Source organism: Chitinophaga ginsengisegetis, assembly GCF_900168065.1.
In the GTDB taxonomy this organism is placed as follows: Bacteria; Bacteroidota; Bacteroidia; order Chitinophagales; family Chitinophagaceae; genus Chitinophaga; species Chitinophaga ginsengisegetis.
The window spans coordinates 533,896-546,388 of the sequence record NZ_FUZZ01000003.1 but is presented as its reverse complement, the minus strand read 5'-3'; the positions used below and the strand labels follow the sequence as shown (position 1 = coordinate 546,388).

Here is a 12,493-nt window from a genome sequence, read left to right as displayed (position 1 = left end):
ACCATATCATATGAAAACTTTCAAACTTTATTTCTAAAGATAAAGAAGTCCAGAACTTCTTTAATGTTGTGGTGTATAGCGGCCATCCTATTCCTGGGATGGTTTTTTTTAGCTGCTATGGTCAGCAATAATTTTCCATTGTCCTTTTATTTTTTGTAAGATGAGGCTGAAGTGGCCCTGTAGGTCTCCTATAGTCCTTTCCAGGTGCCATTTCCCGATTAAGAGGTAGGTATCTGAAGCCAGGGGTTTGAATTCCAGCAGTTTAAAATCCAGTTTACCCATTGCGGCGGCATCCGGATATGTTTTCTTATAGCGGTCCAGCGTGGCCTGCCAGCCATAGGTTACCCCGTTTTTGCCAATAAACAGCAGGGAATCGGAATGCCAGTAGGTAGTCATGAAGCCCTCGATATCCCCCTTATTCCAGGCAGATGTTTGTGTGGCCATGAGTGCAGCAATCTGCTGCTGATCGGCGGGCCGGGCTTTCTGTGCGTGGGTGGGCATTCCGGCTAAAACACCCAACAGGGTAAGGAACAGTATAAAACGCATGGTGAATTTTTAGCAAAAGATAAACAGTTTTTCCGATGTAACGCAATGCCTATTATAGTAACTTTGCAGCACTATTTAAAAAGCACTCATTCAAATTATATTTTAAAATCAACAGTTTATGCCCGGATATGAACTATTTGGAGCCGAGGAAAGGAAAGAAGTAAACGACGTACTGGAAACAGGAATAATGATGCGTTACGGATTCGACGGTCCGCGTAAAGGCATCTGGAAAGCAAAGGAGCTGGAACAGGCTATTTGCGATAAACTGAATGTACAGTACACCCAGCTGGCCTCCAGTGGTACAGCCGCGTTAACCACCGCTATGGCAGCCCTGGGATTGGGCGCCGGCGATGAAATCATTATGCCCACCTTTACTTTTGTGGCCAGCTTTGAATCGGTATTTTCCGTAGGCGCTACACCGGTACTGGTAGATGTGGATGATACCCTTACCCTGGACCCCAAAGCAGTGGAAGCTGCCATCACTCCCCGTACAAAGGCAGTAATGCCGGTGCATATGTGTGGCGCAATGGCGGATCTGGATGCGTTACAGGCCATTTGCAAAAAGCATAACCTGTTCCTGCTGGAAGATGCCTGCCAGAGCTTCGGTGCTTCCTATAAAGGGAAAGCGCTGGGTTCTATCGGTGATGCCGGTACGTTTTCTTTTGATTTCGTAAAAACAATCACCTGCGCAGAAGGCGGCGCCATCATTACCAATAATAAAGACATTTATACTAAATGTGACGGCTATACGGATCATGGTCATGACCATCTCGGGGTAGACCGCGGTGCTGATCTTCATCCGTTTATCGGTTACAATTACCGTATTTCTGAACTGCATGCTGCAGTAGGACTGGCGCAGATCCGCAAACTGGATACCTTCCTGGAAATACAGCGTAAAACCAAGAAAATATTCAAAGACGCACTGGCTGCTGTGCCGGGTGTAACCTTCCGCCGTTTGCCTGATGAAGCCGGCGACAGCGCTACCTTCCTGTCGTTTTTCCTGCCGGAAACAGCCCAGGCAGCCAAAGCGGCTGCTGCGATGAAAGCTGCAGGACTGGCCGCCTTCCATTACTATGATAACAACTGGCACTACATCCGCCAGTGGCAGCATTTTAAAGAAGGAAGTGTATTAACTCCTTTTGCAAAAGAACTGAAACAGGCCATGGAAGTTTACAAAACCAAAGAATTCCCTGCTTCAGATGCTATTATCGGCAGAAACATTTCCACCCCGATCAACCTGGGCTGGAGCGATGAGGAAATCCGCGAAAGAGCAGATAAACTCGTGAAGGCGGTTAAAAGCGCATTATAATTGATCTGGTAAAGGCGTGCGGCAGCAATGTATATTTGTTGTCTGCGCCTTTGCAGTTAAACCAATACTACATGAGAAAAATAGCGTTGATACCTGCCCGTTATGGAGCATCCCGCTTTCCAGGTAAGATGATGGCTAAGCTGGGTGATAAAACGGTGATACTCAGAACCTATGAATCTGCTGTAAACACCGGGGTTTTTGACGATGTAATGGTAGTGACAGACAGTGATCTTATCTATAATGAAATTGTAAATAACGGAGGCAAGGCCGTTATGAGCAAAAAGGAACATGAGTGCGGTACCGATCGTATAGCCGAAGCCGTTGTAGATATGGATGTGGATATTGTGGTGAATGTGCAGGGAGATGAGCCTTTTACACAGAAAGCGCCGCTGGAAAAGCTGTTGAAAGTATTTGAAGGAGAAGAAGGAAAGAAAGTACAGGTGGCTTCGCTGATGCAGGAACTGAAAGACCCGGCATCCATTGAAGATCCTAATTACGTGAAAGTGGCGGTAGATAAGAACTTCAACGCATTATTCTTCTCCCGTTCCGTTATTCCCTATCCACGGAATAAAGATATCAAAAGCATCTACTACGAACATATCGGTATTTACGCTTTCCGCAAACAAACCCTGCTGGATTTCACACAGCTGGCGGTGACTCCGCTGGAGGCCGCCGAAAAGATTGAATGTTTGCGTTACCTGGAGAATGGCATTCCCATGAAAATGGTGGTGACTTCTTATATGGGTGTGGAAATAGATACTCCGGAAGACCTGGAGAAGGCAGCAAAACTTTTATAATACCTAACTAACACGGATATATGAAATTCAGGAATTTTAAAATGGTGGACTACGTAGTTTACGGCAGCGGATGTTTTGATCAGCTGGGTGAAATACTGGCCCCCAGGCGCATAGGTGATGCTCCCATGATATTCTTCGTGGATGAGTACTTCCAGGATAAGAATGAATTTTTGGCCCGTCTTCCGTTGGAAGGGAAGGACAAAATTGTGGTGATTGATGTGACCGATGAGCCTAAAACCAAAACAGTAGATAAGATCCGTGATGAGCTAAAAGCGGAATTCGGCACAGTATCCGGTATCATTGGTATTGGCGGCGGTTCTGTGATGGACATGGCTAAAGCGGTATCCCTGATGATGACCAATCCGGGTTCTTCTGCTGATTACCAGGGATGGGATCTTGTGAAAGTAGCCGGTGTATATAAAGTGGGTATTCCTACTATTTCCGGTACAGGAGCGGAAGTAAGCCGTACCTGTGTGTTAACAGGGCCTACCCGTAAGCTGGGTATGAACTCAGACTTTACGCCGTTTGATCAGATCGTGCTGGACCCCTCGCTGACCAGGACCGTGGAAGCAAACCAGCGCTTTTATACAGCGATGGACTGCTTTATTCACTGTGTGGAATCGCTGGAAGGGACTTACCTGAACGCATTCAGTAAATCATATGGTGAAAAGGCGCAGGAGCTGTGTGAAGAAATTTTCCTGCAAAAGGATCAGTGGGATGATGATGCCGACGAAAAGCTGATGATGGCTTCTTATGCAGGCGGGATGAGCATTGCGTATTCCCAGGTGGGAGTGGCGCATGCCGTGAGTTATGGCCTGGCGTACCTGCTCGGTACCAAGCATGGTATTGGTAACTGTATAGTGTTTGATAAGCTGGAAGAATTTTATCCGGAAGGAGTGATCAAATTCAAGCAGATGGTGAAAAAGCACAAGATTGATATTCCGCAGGGTATTACCAAAGGCTTAACAGATGAGCAGTTTGAAACGATGATCAATGTGTCGCTGGGTATGGCGCCGTTGTGGGAAAATGCGTTGGGCAAGGACTGGCAGCAGATTATGACCCGCGAAAGACTGCGTAAGCTATACGAGCGTTTATAACTGGGTTAACTATATTGAAAGCAGGAACGGGCGGAACAATTTCCGGTTGTTCCTGCTTTTTTAATGATTTTTGAAGAAGTTTATCTATTCACCGCAACGCAGATTCAGTGCGTAGTAATAAGTTATTTTGCTTTCAGAGGAAATTATCATGATTACACTAATCGTCATTTCGGGAATTGTGATACTGGTGCTCGGCTACCTTTTGTTCGCTGCTAAACAACAACAGCGTGCCCAGGAGGCGGTGCTGACGCAGCAGCAGGGTATTTGGCAGGCCAGCCAGGCGGCCCTGCAGGAAAAGTATAACCTGCTGGAAGCCCGGCAGCAATACCTGCAGAATATGCTGGATGATAAAGGGGCATTGGTGAAAGAGAAGCAGGAGCAACTGGAACGGATAAACGAAGAGTTTTCGGTGCTGATGTCTGAGCAGGGCCGCATCATGGAGCAGAATAAATATCTCCAGTTGCAGTTGAGCGGGGAGAAGGAGCGGTTGCAACAGGTGCAGCAGGATTTTAAAATCCAGTTTGAAAATATTGCCCAGCAACTGTTACAGCGTATTTCCGGTACGTTCATGGAGCAGAACAAGGTGAAAATGGATGATGTACTGAAGCCGCTGGCCGAGAAGATCGACAACTTCCGCAGTAGCGTGCAGCAGTCGCTGGTAGCGGAAACGGCGCAGCGTACCGAGTTAAAGAATGAGTTGCAGCGGTTGTTACTGCTCAATCAAACGCTGTCCAAAGAAGCGAATAACCTGACGAATGCGCTGAAGGCAGATACGAAGAAGCAGGGAAACTGGGGGGAAATGATCCTGGAAAGGGTATTGGAAGCTTCCGGGCTGGAAAAGGGGGTGCATTATTTTACACAGGATGCGCAACGTGATGAAACCGGGCAACTGAGAAAACCCGACCTGGTATTGCAGCTGCCGGAAAACCGGCAACTGGTGATTGACTCCAAGGTATCGCTGAAAGCCTATGAGCAGTATTGCAGCGCCACCAATGAAGATGAAAAGAAACAGGCACTCAGGATGCATCTGCAGTCGGTGAAAAACCATGTAACCGAACTAAGTGCCAAAGCTTATCATACGCTGTATAAAAACACTACCGACTTTGTGATGTTGTTTATCCCCATTGAGCCGGCTTATGCGCTGGCCATTATGCAGGTGGACGAAGACTTGTATGATTTCGCTTTCCGTAAAAGGATCATACTGGTGAGTGTACCATCTTTACTGGCTACACTTCGTGTGATTGATAATATGTGGCGATTGGATAAACAAAATAAGAACGCGGAAGAAATTGTAAGACAGGGAAGCGCCTTGTATGATAAGTTTGTGGGCTTTGCAGAAGATATGGGCCTGATCGGGGAACACCTGAAACGCAGCCAGAATGTTTACGAAAGCGCCATGAATAAGTTATCCACCGGTAACGGCAATCTTGTGGGCCGTGCGGAAAGAATGCGCAAATTGGGTCTTGACAATAAGAAGGTGCTGCCAAAAGATCTGAAAGCAGATCCGGCTGCAGACCTGTCACTGCCTGATGAAGAGCAGATTACTGTAATTCCTGCAAAAGGGATTGCAGACACGGATGTTGTGGAATAGTGCGGAGGAAAAAGCAGGGGCATCAATGATGCCGGAGGGAAGGCGCAACTATGGGACCACCTTTACTATCCGCTGCTTTACCGCGAACATCTTCCGGGACTGCAAATTACAACTGCTGCGGAGCAGCATCAGTTGCCTTCCTGGGTTTATAGATGAAACTGAGATATAAAGTAGCCATTATCGTGATAGCGGCAAATACATAGAACGTAACCGGGAAATTGGTGGCGTGATTATTATAAATGAAAGCCGAAAAGTAAGCTCCCAGGCCGATACCGGCTTCCATGGCAATATACATACTGGCCAGTGCGCGCCCACGATGTTCTGGCCGCCCCAGATCAACCGTCCAGGCAGTAACGGCAGGGGAGTTGAGACCCACAGAAATTCCGTATACCACTGCGGAGGAAAGGAGTAATATGCTATTATGGGCCAGCGCCATCATCAGCATGGAGCCAGCCATCATCAGCGCGGAGATCTTTAAAACAGGTACGCGGCCAAACTGATCTGATACCCTGCCCGCTAATAACCGGATACCGATGGAGCTGACTGTGAAGAAAGTGAAGAAGAGCCCTTTATTGCTTATTCCCAGGTAGGCGCTGAAATCCGGTATGATAGTGAGAATGGCGCCATAACTGAAATAGGTGAGGAAAGTAATGATCACCGGTGACCATACCAATGGTTCAAAGATCTCATTACCGGAAATCTTTAGCAGGGAAAACCGGAAGGGCTGCTTATTGGTAAGGGTTTCTTTCATCCCTATAAGAATAACCACAGACAACAGCGCAAATACAGCAGACAACTGGAACATGATGTTAATATTCCATCGTACCGCCACATATCCGCCAATGGCCGGCCCCATAGCCATACCAATGGTACTGAATAATCCCACCATCCCCATCGCTTCGCCACGCCGCGTAACCGGCACCATATCAGACACGTAGGCAGAAGTGCCCGTAGGCTTAAACCCCGTAGAAAATCCGTGAAAGAACCGCAGTAACAGAAACGCACCCACAGAACTGATCAACGGATAGATCAGGCTGCACACCACACATACCAGCGACCCGAAAATCATAACAGGCACACGTCCTATGGTGTCTGTCAATTTTCCGCTGAATGGCCTCGACAGCCCCGCCATTAAGGTAAACAGACCAATAATATATCCTTTGTAATCGGCGCCGCCCATCCGGGTAAGATAAGCCGGCAGCTCAGGGATCATCATATTGAAGCTGGCAGAAAAGAGCGCATTACTAAGACAAAGAAGTATAAAATGCAGGGTGTAAATTCTTTCCTTCGACTGATACATGCACACAAAATTAGGAACTATGGTACAATTTTAGCAAAGTAATTGCCACCCCGGCGATCTCATGAACAAAAATCAGTAGTGGTCTGTTTATATTAACCGGTTGTTAAATTATGACAATCATCATAGTCCGCTAATCAGGGAAATATTAAATTTATAGTAACCAAAAAAACTCGATGATATGAAAGCAAACATTGGTGTTTCAGCAGAAAACACAAAGAAAATAGCACTAGAACTCAATAAAGTATTGGCTGATGAATTATTGATTTATGCTAAAACACGCAATTCCCATTGGAATATCGAAGGAAGTAATTTCATGGAAATGCATAAGTTCTATGAAGCACAATATGAAGAGCTGCAGGACTTTGGTGATGAGGTAGCAGAATACATCCGTTCACTGGGACACTACGCAGAAGGCCGTTACGCCGATGTATTGAAACTGACCAACCTGCTCGAATCTGAGTATTCCAACGACCAGAAAAAACAACTCAAGGAATTACTGGATGATCATGAAACAATTATCCGCAACCTGCGCAGGCTCATCGACGAATTTGATGAGAAATACAAAGATAAAGGGGCCGCAGATTTTGCCACCCAAATGCTGCAAAAGCACATGAAGCTGGCCTGGATGATCCGCGCATACCTGAGCTAAACAAAGCACTTAAAATAACTAACGTGCTGGTGGCAGTAAATAACTGTAGCCGGCACGTTTTAGTTTTCATCAATTGGCTACCTTTGCTGATGTTCCCCTTCAACCCAAAAATTAAAACAATGGATAACACCACGAAAGATCTCCGCCTGGCAGTGCTGATAGACGCTGATAACATCCCGTATCACAATATTAAAGGTATGCTGGAAGAGATAGCCAAGTATGGTAATCCTACCTTTAAAAGAATTTACGGCGACTGGACGAAGCCCACGGTAGTAGGATGGAAGGGGGTACTCCTCGATTATGCGATCACTCCCATCCAGCAATACAGTTATACCTCCGGTAAAAACGCCACCGATTCGGCCATGATCATTGATGCAATGGATATACTGTATACCGGGAGGGTGGATGGCTTTTGCCTCGTATCCAGCGACAGCGATTTTACCCGATTGGCTACCCGCCTGCGCGAGGCCGGGATGATTGTATATGGTATGGGAGAACAAAAAACGCCTAGTGCGTTCAGGGCCGCGTGCGACAAATTTATTTACCTGGAAATTTTACAGGTCAGAGAAAAGAAAACAGATACTGAAAAAACAACAAAGACTACCAAAGACAAACGGAACAGCATCAGTAAAGCGGATAAGCAACTGGTATCTTTAATATCCACCAGCATCAATGATATTGCAGATGAAGACGGATGGGCATACCTGGGAGAACTTGGTAACCTGCTTTTGAAGAAACAGCCCGATTTTGACTCCCGTAACTTTGGATTCAATAAGCTGGTGCAATTGCTGAAAAGTTTTCCGGACTTTGAAATAGATATCAGGGAAAGTGGAAAGAAAACCGGGAAGCTGGTGTACGTAAGAACTGTATAATCCTATGGCATATAGAAAGATCAGCATAATTCAGGGCGACATCACAAAAGTAAAGGCAGATGCCATTGTTAACGCGGCCAACTCTTCGCTTTTGGGTGGAGGTGGTGTGGATGGAGCCATTCATCGCGCCGGCGGGCCGGATATACTCAATGATTGCAGGGCCATTGTTGCCCGGCAGGGAGGCTGCAAAACCGGCGAAGCGGTTATTACCACTGCCGGTCGTTTACCGGCAAAACATGTTATTCATACGGTAGGACCGGTTTGGAACAACGGCACCCGTGAAGAAGATATCCTGTTGGCCAATTGCTACCGGCACTCACTGGAGTTGGCCGACCGGCACCACTTGAAAAGTATTGCCTTCCCTAATATCAGTACAGGCATCTACCATTTTCCTAAAGACCTTGCTGCAAAAATAGCGATGGACACCATCGTGAAATACCTGGAGAAAAATACAGAAATAGAAGAAGTGATCCTGGTATGTTTTGACGAAGAGAATTTGCGTTACACCGAACACTATTATAACCAGTATATACGTCCGGAAGAGTGATCCGGTATACTTCCGTGCTATCGCAGCTTACCATGAAAAGCTGGAAGTTTGAAGAAACTTTATAAATAGAAGGGGCCATCTCATTGAGATGGCCCCTTCTATTTATAATGCGATGTGAAAAACTATTGCAATTAGATTTTTGCGTATTTAACCCATGCGTAGATAAACATGGCAGCAAAAATGATAATGGCCACAGGAGCCAGGAAACCTCCGATACTATCGCCAACTTTATAAAAATTGGTGGTGTGTACTACTGTTAAAAGATTCATCAACATTGTATAATGATTTTATATTATTCCGGATGCAAATTAAAACTTTCAATGCATATTCCCAATCAAACGGCCGGTTACCAGTTGGTTAATTGCTGTATGTACTTGTCCAGCCTTGCTTTGGCGAGAAAATTTTTTTCCAGGGAGCCGGCAAAAGGCACGGGGGTATCCAGGCTGGCACACCGCATCACCGGGGCATCCAGGAGAGGGAAGCAGTGTTCAGCGATCCAGGCGCTGATTTCCGCGCCAAAGCCGCCTGTCAGCGTGTCTTCATGCAGGATCAGCACTTTACCGGTTGCCGCTACTATTTCGCGGATGGCCGCGTAATCGAGAGGCAGCAGGGTACGCAGGTCCAGGATAGCGATAGAAAGCGCCGGGTGTTGTTGGGCGTAGTCCAGCGCCCAGTGTACGCCGCTGCCCCAGGTAATGATGCTGATATCTTCTCCGGGCTGTACCAGCGCAGCTTTCCCTATTTCCAGGGTGTAATAATTATCGGGTACCGGTCCGCTGATGCTGCGGTACAGCGCTTTATGTTCGAAATACATGACGGGGTTGGGGTCGGCGAAAGCCGCAGTGAGCAAGCCTTTGGCGTCTGCAGGGTTGGAAGGGTATACCACTTTCAGGCCGGGTACATGGGTAAACCAGGCTTCGTTGGTTTGTGAGTGGAAGGGACCGGCACCAACGCCGCCACCGGCGGGCATCCTGATCACCACATCTGCCGGTTGGCCCCAGCGGTAATGTATTTTTGCCAGGTTGTTCACAATCTGGTTGAAGCCACAGGTCACAAAATCAGCGAACTGCATTTCCACCATGCTCTTGAATCCCCCGATGGAGAGGCCCAGTGCAGCGCCGATCACCGCGCTTTCGCACAGTGGGGTATTGCGCACCCTGTTTGCGCCAAACTGTTCCAGGAAGCCTTCCGTGATTTTAAAAGCCCCACCATAGGCTGCAATGTCCTGCCCCATCAGGATCAGCTCCGGGTGTTGCTCCATCGCCTGTTTAAGACCGTCGGACAAGGCATTGATAAAACGCTTTTCTGAAGATGGTCCCGAAGCGGCTATGGGAGCGGGAGCCGGGGCATAGAGGTCATTTAGTTCTGTTTGTGTATTGGCAATAAACGGGGTATCGGTAAGGCCCGCGGCCACTTGTACTTCTATTTCATGTTTCAGTTCTTCCCGGATAGCGGACATATTTTCTGCAGAAAGTATGTTTGCGTGTACCAGGAAGGATTCATATTGTGTGATAGGATCTTTTTTACCCCATTCCTCAAACAGGGCCGGAGGCACATATTTTACGCCGCTGGCTTCCTCATGGCCGCGCATGCGGAAGGTCATGGCTTCTATCAGTACTGGTTTCTGTTCCCTGATGGCATAGGTTCTTGCGGTTCGTATGGTTTGATATACTTCCAGCAGGTTGTTGCCATCTATCTGTACACCTTCCATGCCGTAGCCAATGGCTTTATCTACCAGGCTGGCACAGCGATATTGTTCACTGACGGGAGTACTTAGTCCGTAACCATTATTTTCTATCAGGAAGATGACCGGCAGTCCCCATACGGCGGCCACATTGAGCGCTTCATGAAATTCTCCTTCGCTGGTACCGCCTTCGCCGGTAAAAGTGAGGGATACCTTTTCTTCTTTTTTCAGTTGGTGTGCCAGTGCAATGCCGTCGGCAATGGAGAGCTGGGGCCCGAGATGGGAGATCATACCACATATGTGATGTGGCCTGCTGCCAAAGTGAAAGGAGCGTTCGCGGCCTTTACTGTAGCCGTCTTCGCTTCCCTGCCATTGCTGCAATAGTTTGTGGAGCGGCATTTCGCGGGTGGTAAACACGCCGAGGTTGCGGTGCAGTGGAAGTATCCACTCGTCTGCTTCCAGCGCCAGGGTGGCGCCTACGGCAATAGCCTCCTGGCCGATGCCTGAAAACCATTTACTTATTTTACCCTGTCGAAGTAACAACAGCATTTTTTCTTCTATAAGCCGTGGATATACCAATGCTTTATAGAAAGACACTAATTGCGCATCGCTCAGGTCTGACCGGTCAAAGTGCATGAATTGGCTTTTTAACAGGCAGTAAAGGTAAGGGCTAATCGTTGTTACCGCCGGCAAGGCTGATCATGACGCTGTTGATTACGGTCATGACTATACTGAAAAGCAGGGCCCACCAGAAACCGTCCACTTTAAAACCGGGTACCAGTTTAGCGGCCAGTAGAATGATCAGTGCATTGATAACAAAAAGAAAAAGCCCGAGGGTAACGATGGTTACCGGGAATGTCAGTAAAATGAGCAGGGGTTTAACCAGGGCATTTAACAGCGCTAACACCAGCGCCAGTATCAGCGCGGTAATGAAGCTATCAACTTTTACTGCCGGTTTCAGCAGGTAGGCGGTTAACATGGCAGCTAAAGCACTAACTAGTATACGAAGCAGGAAACCCATTGTACGTCATTTTACTAGTTAAGGTAACGAAAAAAAAAGTGAATGGCAAAGTTTAGCTGTTGGTAACAGGTAAATGTTTTGTTACCAACAGCTACTTATCAGTTGTTTATATAAAACTGTCTGCTTCGCGGTATGCCTTTATCAGTGCGTCTTCGCCTTCTTTTCCTTTTCCGGCGATCCCGTGTTCCATGCCCAGTACACCTTTATATCCTTTGTTGTGGAGATGTTTAAAGATGTTTTTATAATTGATTTCGCCGGTGCCAGGTTCCTTACGACCGGGGTTGTCGCCGATCTGGATATAGGCAATTTCATCCCAGCACCAGTCCATTACAGGAATGAGGTTACCGGTATTACGCTGCATATGGTAGATGTCGTATAAAATTTTGCAGGAAGGACTTTTCACGGCTTTGCATATTTCAAAGCTTTGTTCGGCGGTACGGAGAAACAGGTCGGGGTTATCGCTCAGGGGTTCCAGCACCATGATGAGGCCATGCGGTTCAAAGATTTCCGCGCCGCTGCGCAGTGCATCGATTACGTGTGCGGTTTGAACGCCGATCGGGAGCGTCCGTTCAAAGTAGCCGGGTACAACGGTGGCCCATTTGGCGTTACAACGTTTGGCTGTTTCCAGGCTGGCTTTGCAGGTTTTAATAAAGGCCTCTTTAAATTCCTGTTTGCCTGTGGCCAGGGAGGGTTTCCAGTTGTTGCCGGTATCTACTACAAACACGCCCATGGTCATGCCCAGTTTATTCAGGAGTTCGCCTATTTTGGATTGTTCCTCAGGAGAGCGCCCCAGCATGCCATTGTCTTCGATAGACCGGAATCCCTGGTCGTACATATATTTTATCTGGTCCAGGAAGTTGCCGCCATTGGCACTGTTTTTAAACATGCCATCATGAGGGCCATAGTTCATGTTAAACGGCTTTCCGGCCACGCTGGCGTTATTGGCGCTGGCCGCTTGCGCAGCGTTGCTGATGCCTCCCAGTGCCAGTGCTGAAATACCGGCCAGGGTGCCGTTTTGCAGGAATTTTCTTCTTTCCATAACGTTTGATTGATTGTATAATTGACAGGGAGCTAAATTTA

At 47.4% G+C, this 12,493-nt stretch carries 13 protein-coding genes; 7 read left to right on the top strand and 6 right to left on the bottom strand.

Annotation, left to right across the window (positions count from 1 at the left end; genetic code table 11):
- Positions 1-108: 108 nt before the first annotated feature.
- Complete coding sequence (locus tag B5Z18_RS20885; RefSeq protein WP_079471442.1) at positions 109-546, bottom strand: YybH family protein; 438 nt, start codon at positions 544-546, stop codon at positions 109-111.
- Positions 547-664: 118 nt separating this feature from the next.
- Between B5Z18_RS20885 and B5Z18_RS20880 the strand changes: the two genes are divergently transcribed.
- The 4 genes from B5Z18_RS20880 (at position 665) to rmuC (ending at position 5,340) form a co-directional block, all read left to right on the top strand.
- Positions 665-1,855 (top strand): DegT/DnrJ/EryC1/StrS family aminotransferase, encoded by a 1,191-nt coding sequence (locus B5Z18_RS20880; protein WP_079471441.1) that lies wholly within the window; start codon positions 665-667, stop codon positions 1,853-1,855.
- 71 nt (positions 1,856-1,926) lie between these two features.
- Positions 1,927-2,652: a 3-deoxy-manno-octulosonate cytidylyltransferase gene (gene kdsB / locus B5Z18_RS20875; protein WP_079471440.1), complete on the top strand. Its 726-nt coding sequence runs from the start codon at positions 1,927-1,929 to the stop codon at positions 2,650-2,652.
- Between the two features lie 20 nt (positions 2,653-2,672).
- Positions 2,673-3,749, top strand: coding sequence for an iron-containing alcohol dehydrogenase family protein (locus B5Z18_RS20870; protein WP_079471439.1), 1,077 nt, complete (start codon positions 2,673-2,675; stop codon positions 3,747-3,749).
- Between the two features lie 148 nt (positions 3,750-3,897).
- Complete coding sequence (rmuC, locus tag B5Z18_RS20865) at positions 3,898-5,340, top strand: DNA recombination protein RmuC (protein WP_079471438.1); 1,443 nt, start codon at positions 3,898-3,900, stop codon at positions 5,338-5,340.
- A 106-nt stretch (positions 5,341-5,446) separates the two neighbouring features.
- Here rmuC and B5Z18_RS20860 read toward each other — a convergent pair whose 3' ends face one another.
- Positions 5,447-6,640, bottom strand: coding sequence for an MFS transporter (locus B5Z18_RS20860; RefSeq protein ID WP_079471437.1), 1,194 nt, complete (start codon positions 6,638-6,640; stop codon positions 5,447-5,449).
- A 178-nt stretch (positions 6,641-6,818) separates the two neighbouring features.
- Here B5Z18_RS20860 and B5Z18_RS20855 point away from each other — a divergent pair, with 178 nt between their 5' ends.
- From B5Z18_RS20855 to B5Z18_RS20845, 3 genes are all read left to right on the top strand, one after another.
- The gene (locus B5Z18_RS20855) at positions 6,819-7,289 is read left to right on the top strand and encodes a Dps family protein (protein WP_079471436.1); all 471 of its coding nucleotides are present in this window, start codon (positions 6,819-6,821) and stop codon (positions 7,287-7,289) included.
- 119 nt (positions 7,290-7,408) lie between these two features.
- Positions 7,409-8,161 (top strand): NYN domain-containing protein, encoded by a 753-nt coding sequence (locus B5Z18_RS20850; protein ID WP_079471435.1) that lies wholly within the window; start codon positions 7,409-7,411, stop codon positions 8,159-8,161.
- Positions 8,162-8,165: 4 nt separating this feature from the next.
- Positions 8,166-8,708, top strand: coding sequence for an O-acetyl-ADP-ribose deacetylase (locus tag B5Z18_RS20845; RefSeq protein ID WP_079471434.1), 543 nt, complete (start codon positions 8,166-8,168; stop codon positions 8,706-8,708).
- A 131-nt stretch (positions 8,709-8,839) separates the two neighbouring features.
- Here B5Z18_RS20845 and B5Z18_RS32555 read toward each other — a convergent pair whose 3' ends face one another.
- The 4 genes from B5Z18_RS32555 to B5Z18_RS20830 all read right to left on the bottom strand — a co-directional run bounded on the left by B5Z18_RS32555 (position 8,840) and on the right by B5Z18_RS20830 (position 12,452).
- A complete protein-coding gene (locus tag B5Z18_RS32555; RefSeq protein WP_159454376.1) occupies positions 8,840-8,983 on the bottom strand; it encodes a hypothetical protein in 144 nt (47 codons plus the stop codon).
- Positions 8,984-9,054: 71 nt separating this feature from the next.
- Positions 9,055-11,028 (bottom strand): alpha-ketoacid dehydrogenase subunit alpha/beta, encoded by a 1,974-nt coding sequence (locus tag B5Z18_RS20840; protein WP_079471433.1) that lies wholly within the window; start codon positions 11,026-11,028, stop codon positions 9,055-9,057.
- 34 nt (positions 11,029-11,062) lie between these two features.
- Positions 11,063-11,413, bottom strand: a complete 351-nt coding sequence (locus B5Z18_RS20835; protein ID WP_079471432.1) for a phage holin family protein — start codon at positions 11,411-11,413, stop codon at positions 11,063-11,065.
- A 106-nt stretch (positions 11,414-11,519) separates the two neighbouring features.
- Positions 11,520-12,452, bottom strand: a complete 933-nt coding sequence (locus B5Z18_RS20830; RefSeq protein ID WP_079471431.1) for a hydroxypyruvate isomerase family protein — start codon at positions 12,450-12,452, stop codon at positions 11,520-11,522.
- Positions 12,453-12,493 lie beyond the last annotated feature (41 nt).